Below are 18,179 nucleotides of genomic sequence, written 5' to 3'. Positions count from 1 at the left end.
GCCTTGTGCCGGGACGCGGTACGGGTGGGACGGGTTCAACCCGCCGATTATCCTCAGGTTGATTTTACGTGTCTCACATCTATCCCGGCAAGGCATGGGGATAGCATAAACCCAGGACCGGGAGGGCAGCCAGCAGCGCTGATAAAGATGGCACACTTTTCAAGCGGGCAGAATCAGAATTGAGGCCATACCCTAAAATATGGCGAGGAAGAATTGATCACTCATGCCCAAGCTGGGCTTGGGAATGAGTTGATAAATGGTTGAAGTCTATATATGGGATAATGCTAAAGGCGGGATGCGCTTCGCTTTCCCGCCCTACGGGCTTCACCAGAGCACCCAAGAAGAACTACAGGGATATCTCAGCCGCTTATACATCATTGCCAAAAGTTTTTTCTTATTAACCCCTCACCCTACCCTCTCCCACAAGGGGAGAGGAGAATTAGAAGAAAAAACTTTTGGCAAACGCTATATATAGCGTTTGCCATAAATTTATGCCGCTGGCTGATTTTTAAATCCCCCTAAATCCCCCTTTTTCAAAGGGGGATTTTATAAGTAATTCCTTATAGTTCCCCCCTTTACCAAAGGGGGGTTAGGGGGGATCTGGGATGTTAAAGTATCTCCTAATTACGGAAAAAACTTTTGGCAATCGCTATATAGCATCACTGGGCCGGCCTGAAGACCCGCCCTATCCGATCATAACAAAAGGGAGGGCCATCAGGCCCTCCCTTTTGTTATGTGGTGCGTAAAAAGCCCCCCACATTTCAGAACGACCAAGCGGGTCGCTCCTACTTATGGGATGGGGGTGGGGAAAGGGTAAGGGCACCGCCCTTATACCAAGTTGCGCTCATAGAAGTAAAAATAGCTTCGGTTTTGTAGAGGCACACTTGCATGTGCGACCACTCTGAGGGCGGACACATAGGTCCGCCCCTACAAAAACTATAATTACCTGTATGACCGCAACTTGGTATTAGCCCCCCTTCCCTTATCTTTAGCCTTCGGCGGCTTTGGGTTGGCTAGCGAGCCAGGCCGCACGTTCCTCTGGTTTAGTGGGGCTGGGGCCCAACTTCAAGGTGCGACTCACCATTTCCTTGGCCAGGGCGGCAAATTTCGGCCCTTCCGAGGAGGACAGGTTGAACATCTCCAGCCGTTCCGGTTCTATCCCCATGGGGACGAGATCCTTTTTCACCTTGTTGACCCGTTTTTTGGCCCGGATGTTGCCCATAAGATAATGGCATTCGCCCTCCAGGCAGCCTGCCACAAAGACGGCATCGGCTCCGGCCTCGAAGGCTTTGAGCAGGTGGATAATGTCCACCCGTCCGGTGCAGGGCATCAGGAGGACCTTAATATCGGGGGGGTATTGCAGCCGCATCGAACCTGCCAGGTCCGCAGCGCTGTATGCTCAGAAGCGGCAGCAAAAGCCGATGATTTTTGGAGACCACGCAGCAGTCATAACTCCTCCTCTTATTATCCCGCAGCCAGAGCCTCTTCCTGGGCAATGATCTGGGCGTCAGTGAAATTTTTCAGGGTAATAGCTTTGGCCGGACACTCCGAGGGGCACACACCGCAACCCTGGCACTTGGCCGGATCAATGTAGGCCGCGTCGATGGTGTAATCAATCACCGGCACATTGAAGGGGCAGGCCCGCACGCAGGTGAGGCAGACGGCGCATTTATCCGGGTCCACCACCGCCACGATACCGCCCACTTCCACAATGCTCTTAGCCAGGACGGTGGCGGCGCGGCCCGCGGCGGCCTTGGCCTGGGCGATGGACTCATCGATGGGCTTGGGATAATGGGCCAACCCCGCCAGGAAGAGGCCGTCGGAGGGTAGATCCACCGGGCGCAACTTGGCGTGAGCCTCGTTGAGGAAGCCCTCGGCGTTCCGAGGCACTTTGAAGATTTCCCCGATATCTTCCACCGGGTTGGGCAGTATCGCCGAAGCCAGAGTCAACAAGTCGGGCTTCAGGACCACCGGCCGACCCAGGATAGGATCGTTGATGGTCAGTTGGAGCTTGCCGTCGGCCGTCTGCTCTACTTTTGGCTTGCTGTCCAGATCGTAGCGGATAAACATGACCCCAAGTTCCCGGGCCTTTTTGTAGAGCAGTTCCCTATCCCCGTAAGTGCGCAGATCCCGGTACAGGATGAAGACATCCAGATTGGGGTTGAGCTCCTTGAGTTCGATGGCGTTTTCTACCGAATGGGTGCAGCACAGGCGGCTGCAGTAGGGGCGCTCGGGTTCCCGAGAGCCGACGCACTGGATAAAGACCGCCTCCTGGGCTTCCATGATTTGGGGGTCCTTGGCGGCGATAAGCTGGTCGAATTCCAGGGATGTACGGACCCTGGGGTTTTGGCCATAGAGGTATTCATCGGGTTTCAGGCCGTACCCGCCCGTACACATGATGGTGGCACCATGATCCAACTGACGCTCACCTTCAGGGGTCTGGATGACGGAGGAGAAGTTACCGATGAAGCCGCTGGTATCTTTGACGGTGGAGTTGAACATGATCTCGATATTGGCGTGCTTCTCCACCTTTTTGATCAGCTCTTCCAAGTAGCCGCGATAGTCGTAGCCCCGGGCGCTGGTCACCAGGTTCCAAGCCTGACCGCCTAATTGATCGCCTTTTTCCACCAAATAAGCCTGAAAGCCCATGTCGGCGATGGATAGGGCGGCTTCCATGCCGGCGACCCCACCGCCGATGACCAAGGCGGCTTTGGTTACCGGAAAGGCCTGCTTGTGCAAGGGCTCCAGCATTACCACCCGGGCCACCGCGCCGCGAATCAGGTCTTTGGCCTTTTCCAGGGCCTTTTCCGGCTCATGCATATGCACCCAGGAGTCCTGGTCCCGGATATTAGCCATCTCGAAAAGGTAAGGATTGAGGCCCGCCTCCCGGACGGTCTCTTGGAACATAGGCATATGGGTCCGGGGGCTGCAAGAAGCCACCACCACCCGGTTGAGCTTCTTCTCCTTGATGAAATTCAGAATTTTGCCCTGAGTGTCAGTGGAGCAGGTGAACAGGTTCTGGTCGGCCACCGTCACCCCCGGCAGGGTGGCCACGTATTCGGTTAGGACCGGCACGTTGATCACACCGCCGATATTAATGCCGCAGTTACAGACGAAGACGCCGACACGCGGCTCCTGACCCTCGACGTCCTGCTCCGGCGGCAGCTCCTTAACCTTTAGTTCGGTTCCCCGGGCCGAGGCCAACAATTCGCCGGCGGCGGCCGCGGCAGCCGAGGCCTCCATTACCGACTGGGGGATGTCCTTGGGACCTTGAAAGGCCCCACAGACAAAGAGCCCCGGTCGGTTGGTGGTCACCGGTGCAAAGGGCGAGCTCCAGGCAAAGTGAGTTTCCGGCCTGATCTCAACTCCAAGTTTGTCGGCTAGTTGCAAGACCTGGGGGTTGATTTCCAGGCCGCAGGAGAGCACCACCAGATGAAATTCTTCCGTCTGAATAGCTCCATCTTCGCTCATATAGCGAATGTGGATATTGCCGGTCGCGTGATCGGGATCAATGCTGTGAATCCGGGAACGGATAAAGCGCACCCCGCTTTCCTGTTCAGCCCGCCAGTAATACTTCTCAAAATCCTTCCCATGGGTGCGCATGTCCATGAAGAAGATAGCGGTGTCCAAGGTGAATTCCTTGCAATGCTCCTTGGCGATGACCGCCTGCTTGATGGCGTACATACAGCACACCGAAGAGCAGTATGGATTGGTTTTTTCATCCCGGGAGCCGACGCATTGCAACCAGGCGATCTTGGTGGGTTCATCCCGGTCATAAGGGCGCATGACATGGCCCTGGAATGGCCCCGTGGCGCTTAAGATGCGCTCAAACTCCATGCTGCTGACGATATTGGGGGATTCACTGTATTCATAACCGGGTAGGCGGCGAGGATCGAAGAGGGTGAAGCCCGGAGCTAGAACCACCGCGCCCACCGCCAACTCGCGTTCCCTCACCTCATCGTCGTACTGGACGGCCTTGGCCAGGCAGACTTTCTCGCACAGGCCGCAGCCGATGCAGGAGTCGCGATCGATGGCGTAGGCCAGGGGCACCGCCTGGGGATATCTGATGTAGGTGGCCGCCCGGCGGTCCAGACCATAATTAAATTCATTAACCGCTTTCACCGGGCAAGTCTGGCGGCAAATGCCGCAGCCGGTACACTTCTCTAAATCGATATAACGGGGATAATTTTTTATAACGGCCCGAAAATTTCCCGCTTCCCCGGTAAGGGATTCCAGTTCCGAGTTGGTAATGGTTTCAATATCAATGTGCCGCGCCACCTCCACCAGCTTAGGGGAGACAATACACATGGAACAGTCGTTGGTGGGAAAGGTCTTGTCCAGCTGGGACATGGTGCCGCCGATGGTGGGAGAGCGATCCACCAGGTAGACCTTAAAGCCGGCATTGGCCAGGTCCAAGGAGGCCTGCATGCCGGCGATCCCGCCGCCCAATACCAAGGCAGCCCCGACTTTTTTATCGTTTTGCTGCGTCATGAGTTATTCCTCTTCCAATGATTTGAATCGCAACCCTTGAGGGCTCATTCCCCTGTAAAGGGCTAGGCCGCCAAGAGGCCGAACTTGGGACTATGACCTTCATGCCCCATGATGCTCACCAGCGAAATTTTCTCCAGGTCGTTCAACCGCAAGGATATGGTGTAGAGGGGTAGGCCAGTTACTCCCGCGATTTGCCGGACGGTCTGAGGCCCGTCTTTCAGGGTTGCATAGATCAGACCCCGGTAGTATTCCTCTTTGGCAGCGGATTTGATCACATCCTCGTAGCTCGCCCGGTCCAGCTTTTCATGATAGACATTTTCCCGCTCGGTGAGTTGACGCTGCATACCCATCAGCCATCTGAGATCGGGGTTGTTGATGGCCCGGCTCACTGCCGCCAGGTGCAGTGCCATCTTGTCGCGCTCCAAGGGGCCTATTTCCCGCAGCAGCTCAGTGAGCTGGGTGACATAATCGGCAAATTGCTGCCCTTCGGTGGCGCTGACCCAACGAACCTGCAGGCGATCCTGGCCGATTCCCGAGAGGTCCAACAAATAGCGCACCAGATCCATTCTCTGGGCTGCATAGACATTACCTTCCAGGTAATGGCAGTCACCCATGTGTCAACCAAAGACGAAGACCCCGTCATAATCTTTTTCCAGAGCTTTCATGACATACATGGGGTCAACCCGGCCGGTGCACATGGTGCGCATAATGCGCAGGTTGGCAGGGTACTGGAACCGGGCGATACCCGCGGTATCGGCCCCGGCATAGGCGCACCAGTTGCAGAGAAAGCCCATGATTTTCGGCTCGAATTCTTTGCTCATCAACCGACTCCTTTTAATTATTCAGGGCTAAAGCTTAAGCAGCCTTATTAATGTAAGCCAGAATCTGCTTGTCGCGGAAATGGGCCATATCAATGGCCCGCTGGGGACAACCGGCGGCACAGATGCCGCAGCCCTTGCACAAGGCGGAGATGTTTTCCGCCCGCCAGCCTTTGCCCGGCACTTCCACCAGTCGTATGGCGCCGAAGGGACAGCTGGCCTCACACAGGCCGCAGCCGATGCACAGAGATTGGTCCACCGTGGAGACAATGGGCTCCACCTCTACTTGTTCCTGGGCCAGGACGGTTGCGGCCCGGCCCGCCGCGGCCTTGGCCTGGGCGATGGACTCATCGATGGGCTTCGGATAATGGGCTAGGCCTGCCATAAAGAAGCCGTCGGTGGCGAAATCCACTGGCCGGAGCTTGGCGTGGGCCTCGGCAAAGAAACCCTCGGCGTTGCGGGATACCTTGAACAACTCCCCCAACTCTTCGGTGGGATTGGGGAGTACCGCCGCGGCCAGGGTCAGCACGTCGGGCTTGAGGACCAACGGCCGCCCCAAAATGGGATCGGTGACAGTTAGCTTAAGTTTGCCGTCGGCCGTCTGTTCCACCTTGGGCTTGCCGTCCAGATCGAAACGGATGAACATGACCCCTTGTTCCCGGGCCTCTTTATAGAGCAGCTCTTTCTCCCCGTAAGTGCGTAGATCCCGGTAGAGTATGAAGACATCCATCTCCGGCTTCAGCTTTTTCAGAGCCAGGGCGCTTTCTACGGAATGGGTGCAGCAGACCCGGCTGCAGTAAGGCCGCTGGGGTTCGCGGGAGCCCACGCACTGGATGAACACTGCCTGTTGGGCCCCAGTCACCTTGGCGTCTTTTGCATTGATGAGCTTATCGATCTCAAAGGCCGTGAAGACATTGGGGTTTTGACCGTACAGGTATTCTTCCGGCTTATAAGGTTGACCGCCGGTGGCCAATATGGTCACCCCGTGTTCAAGCCGCCGTTCGCCCTTCGGGGTCGCCACCATGGTGACGAAATTGCCGATGAAACCGCTGGGGTCCGTGACGGTGGAGTTGAACAGAACCTCGACATTAGGGTGATTTTCCACCTTCTTGATCAGGTCGTCCAGATAGCCCTGGTAATCATTGCCTCGGGAGCTGACCACCAGGTTTCGGGCCTGGCCGCCCAACTTGTCACCCTTCTCCACCAGAAAGGCCTTAAAACCCATGTCGGCGATGGACCAGGCTGCTTCCATGCCGGCGGCGCCGCCTCCGATCACCAGAGCGGCCTTGGTTACCGGGAAGGTCATTCTCTCGAGAGGCTCCAGCTGGGTAACCCGGGCCACGGACATTTGCACCAGTTCTTTGGCCTTTTCCAGGGCTTTTTCCGGCTCGTTCATGTGTACCCAGGAGTCCTGGTCCCGGATGTTGGCCATATCGAAGAGATAGGGGTTGAGCCCAGCTTCCTGCATGGTTTCCATGAACAGGGGAGCATGGGTGCGGGGACTGCACGAGGCCACTACCACCCGGTTGAGATGGTTTTCTTTGATGGCCCCCAGGATCTTGTCCTGGGTGTCGGCGGAGCAGGAAAACAGGTTCTGGTCGGCGAAAACTACTCCTGGCAGGGTGGCCACGAATTCGGTGAGGGCAGGAACGTTGATGACCCCACCGATATTGATGCCGCAGTTGCACACAAAGACGCCCACCCGGGGTTCCTGGCCGACAACGTCGGTTTCCGGCGGCAGTTTCCGTACCTTGATGGCCGTGCCCCTAGCGGCGTTCAGAAGTTCGCCTGCGGCCGCGGCGGCCGCAGAGGCCTCCATTACCGATTGGGGAATGTCCTTGGGGGCCTGAAAGGCGCCGCAGACATAAACGCCGGGTTTATTGGTGTTGACCGGAGTAAATGCTGAGGTCTGAACAAAACGGGTATCGGCCTTGATCTCGATCCCCAGGGTTTGGGCCAGCTGCAAGCCTTCTTTAGAGGATTCCAGTCCCACCGACAGGACCACCATGTCGAAGTGTTCCACCTTCAGCTCGCCGTTCTCCGATAGGTAGCGGATGGCCACGTCTGCGGTGCCCGGCACCGGATCGATGCTGTGGACCCGGGAGCGCAGGAAGCGGACGCCGTGCTCCTCTTCAGCCCGCCAGTAATATTTCTCGAAGTCCTTGCCGTGGGTGCGCATGTCCATGAAGAAGATGGCGGCATCCATGGGCTCTTTGCTGTGCTCCTTGGCGATGACAGCCTGCTTGATGGCGTACATGCAGCACACCGCGGAACAATAGCTGTTGTCGCAGTGGTTCAGATCCCGGGAGCCCACGCACTGGAGCCAGGCGATCTTCTTGGGTTCCGCATGGTCCTCCGAAGGCCGCACCAAGTGCCCCTGGAAGGGGCCAGAAGCGCTCAAAATGCGCTCAAACTCCAGGCTGGTGACAACATTGGGCAGGGTGGAGTATTGATACCCTTGGTACCGCTTGGGATCGTAGGGGGTAAAGCCCGAGGCCAGGATCACCGCGCCCACGTTAACCTTCCGGACCTCGCCCTTCTGGTCGAAGTCTATTGCGCCGGCGGGACAAAATTTCTCGCAGGCCTTGCATTTGCCCTTCTTTTTGAAATAAATGCAGGTGTCCTTGTCGATGGCATATTTCAGGGGGACCGCCTGGGGATAAAGCACATAAGCGGCTTTGCGCTGACCCAGCTCCGCGTTGAATTCATCGGGAACTTTCTTGGGGCACTTTTGGGCGCAGATGCCGCAGGCAATGCATTTGGCCGAGTCGATGAAGCGCGGCCGCTGCTCCACGGTCACCTGGAAGTTGCCCGGGTCACCGGCGATTCCCGTAACCTCGGACAGCGTATGGATCTCGATGTTCAAGTGGCGGCCGCATTCCACCAACTTGGGGGAAAGGATGCACATAGCGCAGTCATTAGTGGGGAAGGTCTTGTCCAACTGGGCCATGACCCCGCCGATGGCCGACTTTTTTTCCACCAAATGGACATAGAAACCAGAATTAGCCAGGTCCAGAGCTGCCTGCACCCCGGCGATCCCGGCTCCTACAACCATTACTTGACCTACTGGACCTCGTGCTTTCGCTGCCATATATGTACCATCCATTCAATTATATTTATATACCTAATTATGTGCACATATTGTGAAATTAGCCACTAGTTTACATCCTAAAAAATAATGGCCAATATGTCAAGAGAGAATGAAAGTGTGAAATGGGGCTGGCTGTGGGTTAACTAGCAGTTGCCGACTTGCTTAACGCCGGAAAATGCTTAATGTTATGGAAACCGGGACTATCGGTCAGGGGAAAAAAAGTATCCTGGCAGAGCCCCTGATGGGGCAAAATGGGGCAGAGGCGCCCGCAGTTCTAACCGGTCGTCTTTCGCCATTTTTATAGAAAACCAACCCAGTCGGCAGGGCGGGCCTCCGGGCTCGCATCGCCACATGACCAGCGATAAAGGAGGAGAGGGAATAATGGTGCTCTTAGCTGATATCCAAGCGGATGTGGCGGGTTTTTTGGAAATCCTGGGTCTGCCGGAAGAACCTATGGGGATGTTCTATGCCCCCATAGAGCCCACCGATGGCTTCTCCCCCCAGAGCGCGGTTCTGCCCAACGTGGACATGGAAGCCCGGGGCGAAGTGGATTGGGCCGCGACCTTTGCCAATTTCTCCTGCGTTATGGGAATCATCTGGCGGGGCCGGAAACTGGGCAAACCCGCCTACTTCGATCAGGCCCGCTTCGGCTGCCTGGGGGGCGCCTTTTACCTGGGGTTTTTAAAACCCCAGCTCGACTATATTATCCATTATGTGTCCACCGGTGTTCCCAAGGTCCTGGAAGGGGAATGCTATCTGGAGTCTCCAGAAGTTACACGGCGATTCTTTGAGACGCTCGATCCCCGGCCGGCGCCGGCTCAATTTTGTGTGTTCAAACCCTTGAGCCAGTTCACCCCCGAGGAGACCCCGGAGGTGGTGATCTTTTTTGCCCGGGGCGAGGTCATCGGCGGCCTCAACCAATTGGCCACCTTCGTCACCAACGACTTTGAGGCGGTTATGTCACCTTTTGGCGCCGGGTGCACCAACATCGTGGCCTGGCCCCTGAAGTACTTGGAGCGGGGCCAATTGAAGGCGGTGTTAGGCGGCTGGGACCCATCCGACCGCCGCTTTTTAAAGCCCGATGAAATCACCTTTGCGGTGCCCTGGGAGATGTTTGCCCGTATGGTAACGCGCTACCGGGACTCCTTCCTCACCAAACCAACCTGGAGCACCGTGCGCAAAAAGATCGAACTGAGCCGCAAGGTGTGGAAAGAGAAATGATTGGGGGCGAAGGGCGTCTGGGTGGTAATACTTAAGTTGCGCTCTATAGAAGTAAAAATAGCTTCGGTTTTGTAGAGGCACACTTGCATGTGCGACCACTCTGAGGGCGGACACATAGGTCCGCCCCTACAAAAACTATAATTACCTGTATGACCGCGACTTGGTATAAGGGGGAATTCCGGCCCCACCCAAGCCCTATTGCGCTACACGAAGCATATCGGTAACTTGCTGCAAATTTAAGGTTTTCATTGGGTGAGTCTGCCGCATAGGCTCGGATTAACTTGTTGTTCCTAAACCTATAAAAATAAACTTTTGTGATGAACAGGAAGGAGATGAATATGCCGCGTCGCTGGGTGCTGATCCCGGTCTTGTCATTGGTGGCCCTGATGTTCATCGCCACGGGGGGCCATGCCGCCAGATTGCTGTGCATTTCCAAAGAAGAATTAAAGGGGGAGGAAACGGTGAGTTCCTGCCTGGCCCATGGCCATGAGTTCGCCATAGTGGAAGACAACGGAGTCGTCCACGTTTTGACCCGCCGGGAAGTGGCCCTGACCAGATTGTTCAATCCCAAGCTCTTTGAGCAGAGGGCCTACGGCCTCAAGTATCTGGAACTGGCTCCGGAGATCAAAAATCAAAAGTAGCGGGCCAAAAAGAATTATCTCCGCACCAGCCATTATCGGCCGCGCTGCGTATAGGCCACCCAGCGGGGTCCCGTCACCAGAAGAGCGACCCGCATCAGTGGTGGGTAATGACATCTTATACGAAAATGCGTTCAAACAGGTAAATTGATAACCGCAAGCTTTACCGTGAAAATCCAAATCCCCCTAAATCCCAGCAGTGTCCGGTTTGGTTTTTGCAAATGAGGAAGTTCGTTGGGCGTAGTCCAACAGCTCAAAATTCGCTGCGCACTTCCGGCTCCGAGAAGATTACTTCCCCCTCACCCTAACCCTCTCCCCCATTGGGGAGAGGGGAAAAAGTGGAACCGATTTAATGCCTTATGGTTACTAAAACGGCCACATCTCCTACCCCCTCTCCACCCGCTTCGGGGGGAGAGGGCTGGGGGGGGCAGAACAACCTTATGCAATTTTCTAACCGGACACTGCTGCCTAACTAAATCCCCCTTTTTCAAAGGGGGACTTTGATTGGCACAGGCGAGACGCCTGTGCCACCGAGGAATTTATAAACGCCCAGATAAGATATCGACCCCAACGAGACTTTTGCAAGGGGCTCATTTGGGAACGTCATTTTCTCGCCCAAGCTGTGCTTGGGCACCTCTTGGAAGAACGGACCTGCGTCCGCTCTCTATCGGGGCGCAGCGCCCACCATATTCCCGGTTCTTATACCAAGTTGCGCTCATAGAAGTAAAAATAGCTTCGGTTTTGTAGAGGCACACTTGCATGTGCGACCACTCTGAGGGCGGACACATAGGTCCGCCCCTACAAAAACTATAATTACCTGTATGACCGCAACTTGGTATTAGACGCGCCATTCCTTTTTCACCGCGATGGCGTCAATTTCCACGGAGACATTCTTGGCCAGCCCCGCGGCCTGGATGGTGGTGCGGGCCGGCGGGTGTTGGGGGAAAAACTCGCCGTAGGCCCGGTTCATCTCCGGGAAATCGGCCATATCCGCCAGGTAGACCGTGGTTTTCACCACATCCTTCAGCGTCAGCCCCACGGCCGCCAAAATGGCCTTGAGGTTGGCGATCACCTGGACGGTTTGTACCACGATGTCCCCCTCCACGATACGGCCTTTGGCGTCCATGGGAATCTGTCCGGACAGGAAGACGAAAGGGCCGGCGGCCAGGGCCTGGGTATAAGGGCCGACAGGAAGCGGGGCTTGATCGGTTTCAATGACGATTTTCTTCATGGTTCATTCCTCCCTAATAAAACTGTCAAAAATTTCTGACGAGGTTACGGCAAAGCAGCCTGACAGCATAAATGTCTTGAAGAATCGTTAACGTTTTGTTAATGGTATGGGAAAACATCGGAGGTGAATGATGGGGTTGTGGTTGAAATGCCCGGGGTGCCAAGCGTCAAATCCCCTTTCCTTAAAAGTCTGCCCTAGTTGTGGGCAGGACCTGGATAAGCTTTCCAAAGATCAGCGGGTCTATGTGATCGGGCCAAAAGCGGCCCCCCCGGCGCTATCTCCACCATCTACCAAGGCAGTCGTCCCGGCCGCACCTAAAGCGGAAGCTGCCGCCGTCCAGCCGAGCACGCCTGCGCCTGAGGCGGGTCCGGCGCCCAAGCCCGCCAAGAAGCCCAGAAAGGTGAAAAAAAAGAAGAGTTGATCCTGGTTTCAGGTGTCAGGTGTCAGGTGCCAGGAAAACTCCTGAAAGCTGGAACCTGGAACCTGAATTACCCCTAACCCTAAGAAACTTCCTGCATTACTCCCAGCAACAACTCCACCAGGAGGGGTTCTGCCCGGGACACCGTGTCGATGATGGCTTCAATGGCGATGGGAGCCATGGCATCAGGCAGATTGAGGTTACTGATCACCGAGATCCCCAGGACCCGGAGACCGGCATGCACCGCGGTAATAACTTCCGGGACCGTGGACATGCCTACCGCATCCGCACCGGCCAGCCGCAGGAGCCGGGTCTCGGCCGGGGTCTCCAGGCTGGGACCCTTGACCGCCACGTAGATCCCCTGTCGGAGGCCGAGGCCCAGGCGGCGGGCCACCTTTTCGGTCGTCGCCCGCAAGTCCCGGTCATAAACCTGGCTCAGGTCCGGGAAGCGGGGACCCCAGGCGTCGATATTGTCTCCCACCAGGGGATTATCACCAATCAGGTTGATATGATCGGCGATGAGCATCAGGTCGCCGGACTTAAATAAAGGATTGAGGCCGCCGGCGGCATTGGTGACGACCAGGGTTTTGATCCCCAGGCTCGCCATGACCCGGACCGGAAAGGTTACCTGGCGCAGGCTGTAGCCCTCATACGCATGGAACCGGCCCTGGCAGAGCATGACCTGCTTACCGGCCATCTGCCCCCAGCAAAGGCGGCCGGCATGGCTGGGACTGGTGGCCGGAGGAAAATGGGGCAACTCCTCATAAGCCAGGCAACCCCCGCCCGTAAGGCGCGCGGCCCAGTCCCCCTGCCCGGTCCCCAGGACAATCCCCCACTCCGGCGCTGCACTGAGGCGCGGGGCAATAAATTGGACGCATTCGTCTACCTGTGCCCGATAAGTCCGGCTCAATTCCAACTCCTTTAGGCCATTCCGGCTGCAGGTGCGGGTTTTAAACCCGCAGCTACGTTAATGATCCGTGTGAAGAACAAAATCGTGTCCTAAACATACGTCGCGTTCCCCGGTTCGTCAATGGCTGGCAGGTCCCAGGGGAGATTTTCGCTTTATCCTTGACAGTTTCCCTTATAACCTTAAAAATATAACATTACGGTGAGGGAGAGAAAAATGGGCAGACCAAAAAAATGCCGCTGGGTGGAAACCGAGCCGGGGGTGACTTTTTTTAAGCCCCGGGGCATTCCTCTCAGGTCCCTGCAGCAGATAGTGATTACGGTGGACGAACTGGAGGCCATGCGCCTGGCCGACTTTCTGGAGATGACCCAGGAAGAGGTGGCCCAACGCATGCAAGTTTCCCGCCCCACGGTGACCCGGATGTTGTCTCGGGCCCATCGGGCGGTGGCTGAAGCACTGGTCCACGGCAAAGCCATCTGCATCCAGGGGGGAGATTACCGCGTCGGTCAACAATGCCAATCCTGCGGCCAATGGGTCCTGGGGGAAGATGGCACCGAAGGTTGCGCCTGCCATGGCCCCGAAAGCCTGGAGGACCAGCCGAAAACAAACAAGGAATTTTAAGCTTCCGTCTTGCCATAGCCTGGCCCGTACGCCTTTGAGGGGGAAACAAAGGGGATGGCCGATATTAGCACTTATAAAGACGCCGGGGTCGATATTGACAAGGCGGACGCCTTTGTCAAAAGCATCCGGCCCCTGGTGAAAGCTACCTACCGCACCGGGGTCCTGGGGGAGATCGGGTCCTTCGGCGGCATGTTTCATCTGGGCGCCGACCGCTACCGTGATCCGGTGCTGGTCTCCTCCACGGATGGCGTGGGCACCAAAATCAAAATCGCCATCCTGATGAACCGCCACGATACCATCGGCATCGACCTGGTAGCCATGTGCGCCAATGACATTATAGTCCATGGCGCCACCCCGCTCTTCTTTCTGGATTATTTGGCCATGGGGGAATTGTCCACCGAAATCGCCACGCTCATCATTGAAGGCGTCACCCACGGCTGCCGCCAGGCCCGCTGCTCCCTCATCGGCGGGGAGACCGCCGAAATGCCCGGCATCTACCAACCCGGCGACTACGATCTGGCCGGCTTTGTGGTGGGTGTAGTAGAACGGGATGCGATTATCGACGGCTCCACCATCGCCGTAGGTCACCGCATCATAGGCCTCGCCTCTAGCGGCCTTCACGCCAACGGCTTTTCCCTGGTGCGTCAGGTGCTGTTTGAACGCCACCGCTTGCGGGTGGAAGACAACATCCCCGAATTGGGGGGACCTCTAGGCGAGGAACTCCTGAAACCCACCCGCATCTATGTGGAGGCGGTGCTCAATCTGCTCCGGGACTTCCCGTTGAGCGGCATCTGCCACATCACCGGGGGCGGCATAACCGACAATCTGCCCCGCATCCTGCCCAAATCCTGCCAGGCGGTCATTCACCGGCAATCCTGGTCGGTGCCCCCGATTTTTCACGTCCTCCGGGATCGGGGTAATATCCCGGAAGACGAAATGCTCCGCACCTTCAACAATGGCATCGGCCTGGCGCTCGTGGTGGCCGAGGACCAAGAGGCCGACGTCCTGCTGCGTCTCCAGGGGCTCCAAGAGCAGGGCTACGTCATCGGCGAAATCGTGGAACGCAAAAACGACGACCCGCCGCTGGTCTATGTCTAATACCAAGTTGCGCTCATAGAAGTAAAAATAGCTTCGGTTTTGTAGAGGCACACTTGCATGTGCGACCACTCTGAGGGCGGACACATAGGTCCGCCCCTACAAAAACTATAATTACCTGTATGACCGCAACTTGGTATAACCGCTGCTGGACGCCCCGGTGGGGCGGGCCTCGAAAGATAAACAAGGTGAGCTCTTATAGGGCAGATCTTTAAATCCCCCTAATCCCCCTTTTTCAAAGGGGGACTTTCAGAGGCCGCCAGGCAGCAAATGGCCTGAAAATCAGGGGGCAGGCTCCCTTTGTCCGCCCCGCGTTTTTGAAAAACTCTGTTCCCCACCCCGTAAAACCGGCTTCCGGTTTGCACAACCTTCGAAATTCCAGCAAAACTGGTGCTCTTTTTCATCCTAAACTACCCCCAAAAAGCCCTGAAATTTGTCGTCGCGGGCAGATTTGGGGGGAAATCGCGGGACACGTGGCGGGTACGTTGCAAGGTCCCCTCGCGCTGTACCCGGCCTGAATCCGCGTGCGTGCGTGCCGTATCCGGCTCTTTGCCAAGGTCGTGCCACGGTCGTGCCGTGCTGGTCCCAGGGTTAAAATCTAAGTCTCACAAAGATTCGTTAATAATATCAATATATTACTGATGCGCCGGCAGCCGCGTGCCGGGACGCGGTACGGGTGGGACAGGTTCAACCCGCCGATTATCCTCAGGTTGATTTTACGTGTCTCTCTTTTATCCCGGCAAGGCATGGGGACAGCATAAACTGGACACCGGGAGGGCAGCCAGCAGCGCTGAGAAAGATGACCCGCTTTTCAGGCGCACAGGATCAGGGTTGCGCCCATTCCCTAAAATATAGCGAGGAAGGTGAGGGGAATAAGAAAAAACTTTTGAGGCTCTTGCAAAAATGCCGAGGCCGCGGGTTTTACCATGAAAAGCCAAATCCCCCTAAATCCCAGCAGTGTCCGGTTTGGTTTTTGCAAATGAGGAAGTTCGTTGGGCGTAGTCCAACAGCTCAAAAATTCGTTTCGCACTTCCGGCTCCGAGAAGCTTACTTCCCCCTCACCCTAACCCTCTCCCCCATTGGGGAGAGGGGATAAAGTGGAACCGATTTAATGCCTTATGGTTACTAAAACGGCCACATCTCCTACCCCCTCTCCACCCGCTTCGGGGGGAGAGGGCTGGGGTGATACTAAGTTGCGCTCATAGAAGTAAGAAAAGCTCACGGTCTGTAGTGGAGTACCCGAGTGTGCGCCCAACCTGAGGGCGGACACATAGGTCCGCCCCTACAAAAAATAAATTACCTGTTTGATCGCAGTTTGGTATGAGGGGGGCAGAACAACCTTATGCAATTTTCTAACCGGACATTGCTGCCTAAATCCCCCTTTTTCAAAGGGAGACTTCGATTCGCACAGGCGAGACGCCTGTGCCACCGAGGAATTTATAAACGCCCAGATAAGATATCGACCTCAATGAGACTTTTGCAAGGGGCTCTTTTGGCACTGAGTATATATACCCCAAGCCGCACCTGGGACCTTTTTCTCTTTCCTTCCGCGCCGTAACGGGCTAATCTGAATCAGCCCCATGGAAACCTGGAAGAATCAGCTTTATTTCGGCGACAACCTGGATATCCTCCGGGGCCAGCATATCCCTGCCGGCAGCGTGGACCTCATCTACCTCGACCCGCCGTTCAACTCCAACGCCACCTATAACGTCCTGTTCGCCGAGAAAAGCGGCGAGAAATCCGCGGCCCAGATCACCGCGTTCGAAGACACCTGGCAGTGGGGACAGGAGGCCGAGGGCGCCTACCGCGATGTGGTCACCCTGGGACCCCGGAAGCTCGCGGACCTGCTCCAGGCCCTGCGCGCCTTTTTGGGCCAAAACAACATGATGGCCTACCTCACCATGATGGCCGTGCGCCTGGTGGAACTGCACCGGGTTTTGAAACCCACCGGCTCCATGTACCTGCACTGCGATCCGACGGCGAGTCATTATATTAAATTATTACTTGATTCAGTCTTTGGCCATCGGTTTTTCTTAAATGAAATTACGTGGAAGAGAACACACAGTCATGGGAATGTCGGCAGGAATTTTGGATCTATTTTCGATTGCATATTTGTTTATACTAAGAGTGATTCGTATATTTGGAACCAACTATATGCCCCATTTCCACCTGAATATATTGAGAAAACTTTTAAATATCGCGATCCCGATGGAAGACGGTGGCAATCTGTAACGCTTCGTAACCCAGGTCCAAGACCAAATTTGAACTTTCCATTTACGGCTAGTAATGGGGTTACTTATTATCCTCATCCTAATGGATGGTCCTGCAACCGTGAACGTTTAATGCAATATGATAAGGAAAATCGGTTGCATTTCCCGAAGGATGAGAAAGGCGCTTTGCGCTTGAAAATGTATTTAGATGAATCTCCTGGGATTAAATTACAAAATATCTGGGATGATTTACCTGTAATTGGTTCCCAAGCTGCCGAACGCCTGGGCTACCCCACCCAAAAACCCGAAGCCTTGTTGGAGCGCATCATCCGGGCCAGCAGCAACGAAGGCGACCTGGTCCTGGACCCCTTCTGCGGCTGCGGCACCGCCTTAAACGTAGCCGAGCGCTTGAAACGCCGCTGGATCGGCATCGATGTCACTCACCTGGCCATCACCCTCATCAAGCAGCGCCTGCATGACAGCTTCGACCCGGATTTGGCCCCGTTCGAGGTCATCGGCGAGCCCGCGGACGTCCTCAGCGCCGAAGCCCTGGCCCTGGCCAACCGCCACCAGTTCGAGTGGTGGGCCTTGGGCCGCGTCTCGGCCCGCCCGGCCCAGGATAAAAAGAAGGGCGCGGACTCCGGCATCGACGGCGTGATCTATTTCGACGACGACAACTCCGGCAATTATAAAAAAGTTCTGATCCAGGTAAAGAGCGGCGGCGTCAAGGCCGGGGACATCCGGGACCTGAAAGGCGTGCTGGACCGGGAAAAAGCGGCCATCGGGGCCTTTCTGACCTTAAAGCCGCCCACCAAACCCATGCGGGAGGAGGCCGCGGCCGCAGGGTTCTACGAGCCGGTCCATTTTCCCGGCCATCGTTTTCCCCGCCTGCAAATCCTCACCATCGCCGAACTCTTCGCCGGGAAGGAATTGCAGTACCCTCACTTCGCCGCCTCCGGGACCTTCAAAAAAGCCGCCCGCCAGCACAAAGGCCGCACCCCGAAAGATAAGCAAGGCGAACTGTTATAGGGCTGATCTTTAAATCCCCCTAAATCCCCCTTTTTCAAAGGGGGACTTTTTACGGCCATCCCTTAAGAGCCTCTTGCAAAATTGCCGGACATTATGCAATCGCAGGTTTTAGCCTATATGAGCACAGGCTGAAAAGCCTGTGCTACCGGCGATTTTTAAATACCCCTATAAGGTTTCCACTGTCTTGAAAAGTTCAGAGTTCAAGGTTGAATGGCGGGCGGGGACGCCCGCCCTACCGGGTTTTTCATGTTTTGAGAGAGCGGCAAGCTCATGAGCGACTGTTAATACCAAGTTGCGCTCATAGAAGTAAAAATAGCTTCGGTTTTGTAGAGGCACACTTGCATGTGCGACCACTCTGAGGGCGGACACATAGGTCCGCCCCTACAAAAACTATAATTACCTGTATGAC

12 protein-coding genes are annotated in these 18,179 nt (G+C 56.0%); 6 read left to right on the top strand and 6 right to left on the bottom strand.

Annotated elements, in window-relative coordinates; genetic code table 11:
- The first annotated feature begins 256 nt into the window (after positions 1-256).
- Positions 257-475 carry a hypothetical protein gene (locus tag WC600_16890; GenBank protein MFA4904413.1) on the top strand — a complete coding sequence of 73 codons (219 nt, stop codon included), beginning with the start codon at positions 257-259 and terminating at the stop codon, positions 473-475.
- 513 nt (positions 476-988) lie between these two features.
- Here the strand turns inward: WC600_16890 and WC600_16885 are convergent.
- The 4 genes from WC600_16885 to WC600_16870 form a co-directional block, all read right to left on the bottom strand.
- Positions 989-1,450, bottom strand: a complete 462-nt coding sequence (locus WC600_16885) for a hydrogenase iron-sulfur subunit (GenBank protein ID MFA4904412.1) — start codon at positions 1,448-1,450, stop codon at positions 989-991.
- A gap of 14 nt (positions 1,451-1,464) precedes the next feature.
- Positions 1,465-4,491, bottom strand: coding sequence for an FAD-dependent oxidoreductase (locus WC600_16880; protein ID MFA4904411.1), 3,027 nt, complete (start codon positions 4,489-4,491; stop codon positions 1,465-1,467).
- Between the two features lie 62 nt (positions 4,492-4,553).
- A complete protein-coding gene (locus tag WC600_16875; protein ID MFA4904410.1) occupies positions 4,554-5,285 on the bottom strand; it encodes a hydrogenase iron-sulfur subunit in 732 nt (243 codons plus the stop codon).
- Between the two features lie 61 nt (positions 5,286-5,346).
- Positions 5,347-8,400, bottom strand: coding sequence for an FAD-dependent oxidoreductase (locus tag WC600_16870; protein MFA4904409.1), 3,054 nt, complete (start codon positions 8,398-8,400; stop codon positions 5,347-5,349).
- 381 nt (positions 8,401-8,781) lie between these two features.
- Here WC600_16870 and WC600_16865 point away from each other — a divergent pair, with 381 nt between their 5' ends.
- Positions 8,782-9,621, top strand: coding sequence for a DUF169 domain-containing protein (locus tag WC600_16865; GenBank protein MFA4904408.1), 840 nt, complete (start codon positions 8,782-8,784; stop codon positions 9,619-9,621).
- A 338-nt stretch (positions 9,622-9,959) separates the two neighbouring features.
- On the top strand, positions 9,960-10,262 hold the full coding sequence (locus tag WC600_16860) for a succinylglutamate desuccinylase (GenBank protein MFA4904407.1): 303 nt from the start codon (positions 9,960-9,962) through the stop codon (positions 10,260-10,262).
- A gap of 835 nt (positions 10,263-11,097) precedes the next feature.
- Here the strand turns inward: WC600_16860 and WC600_16855 are convergent.
- Entirely contained in the window at positions 11,098-11,490 is a 393-nt protein-coding gene (locus tag WC600_16855; GenBank protein ID MFA4904406.1) for a Rid family detoxifying hydrolase, read from the bottom strand.
- Between the two features lie 500 nt (positions 11,491-11,990).
- Positions 11,991-12,818: a purine-nucleoside phosphorylase gene (locus tag WC600_16850; protein ID MFA4904405.1), complete on the bottom strand. Its 828-nt coding sequence runs from the start codon at positions 12,816-12,818 to the stop codon at positions 11,991-11,993.
- 213 nt (positions 12,819-13,031) lie between these two features.
- Between WC600_16850 and WC600_16845 the strand changes: the two genes are divergently transcribed.
- The 3 genes from WC600_16845 to WC600_16835 all read left to right on the top strand — a co-directional run bounded on the left by WC600_16845 (position 13,032) and on the right by WC600_16835 (position 17,770).
- On the top strand, positions 13,032-13,436 hold the full coding sequence (locus WC600_16845) for a DUF134 domain-containing protein (GenBank protein ID MFA4904404.1): 405 nt from the start codon (positions 13,032-13,034) through the stop codon (positions 13,434-13,436).
- A 54-nt stretch (positions 13,437-13,490) separates the two neighbouring features.
- Positions 13,491-14,534 carry a phosphoribosylformylglycinamidine cyclo-ligase gene (gene purM, locus WC600_16840; protein ID MFA4904403.1) on the top strand — a complete coding sequence of 348 codons (1,044 nt, stop codon included), beginning with the start codon at positions 13,491-13,493 and terminating at the stop codon, positions 14,532-14,534.
- 1,577 nt (positions 14,535-16,111) lie between these two features.
- On the top strand, positions 16,112-17,770 hold the full coding sequence (locus tag WC600_16835; protein ID MFA4904402.1) for a DNA methyltransferase: 1,659 nt from the start codon (positions 16,112-16,114) through the stop codon (positions 17,768-17,770).
- The last annotated feature ends 409 nt before the right edge of the window (positions 17,771-18,179 follow it).

The sequence above is a fragment of the Desulfobaccales bacterium genome (assembly GCA_041648175.1).
In the GTDB taxonomy this organism is placed as follows: domain Bacteria; phylum Desulfobacterota; class Desulfobaccia; order Desulfobaccales; family 0-14-0-80-60-11; genus 0-14-0-80-60-11.
This window is presented reverse-complemented; position numbering and strand designations above follow the sequence as displayed.

Excerpts from the sequence above, each read along its gene's own strand:
- WC600_16890 (MFA4904413.1), top strand. The coding sequence starts at position 257 with ATGGTTGAAGTCTATATATGGGATAATGCTAAAGGCGGGATGCGCTTC.
- WC600_16880 (MFA4904411.1), bottom strand. The coding sequence starts at position 4,491 with ATGACGCAGCAAAACGATAAAAAAGTCGGGGCTGCCTTGGTATTGGGC.
- WC600_16870 (MFA4904409.1), bottom strand. The coding sequence starts at position 8,400 with ATGGCAGCGAAAGCACGAGGTCCAGTAGGTCAAGTAATGGTTGTAGGA.
- WC600_16865 (MFA4904408.1), top strand. The coding sequence starts at position 8,782 with ATGGTGCTCTTAGCTGATATCCAAGCGGATGTGGCGGGTTTTTTGGAA.
- WC600_16860 (MFA4904407.1), top strand. The coding sequence starts at position 9,960 with ATGCCGCGTCGCTGGGTGCTGATCCCGGTCTTGTCATTGGTGGCCCTG.
- WC600_16855 (MFA4904406.1), bottom strand. The coding sequence starts at position 11,490 with ATGAAGAAAATCGTCATTGAAACCGATCAAGCCCCGCTTCCTGTCGGC.
- WC600_16845 (MFA4904404.1), top strand. The coding sequence starts at position 13,032 with ATGGGCAGACCAAAAAAATGCCGCTGGGTGGAAACCGAGCCGGGGGTG.
- purM (MFA4904403.1), top strand. The coding sequence starts at position 13,491 with ATGGCCGATATTAGCACTTATAAAGACGCCGGGGTCGATATTGACAAG.
- WC600_16835 (MFA4904402.1), top strand. The coding sequence starts at position 16,112 with ATGGAAACCTGGAAGAATCAGCTTTATTTCGGCGACAACCTGGATATC.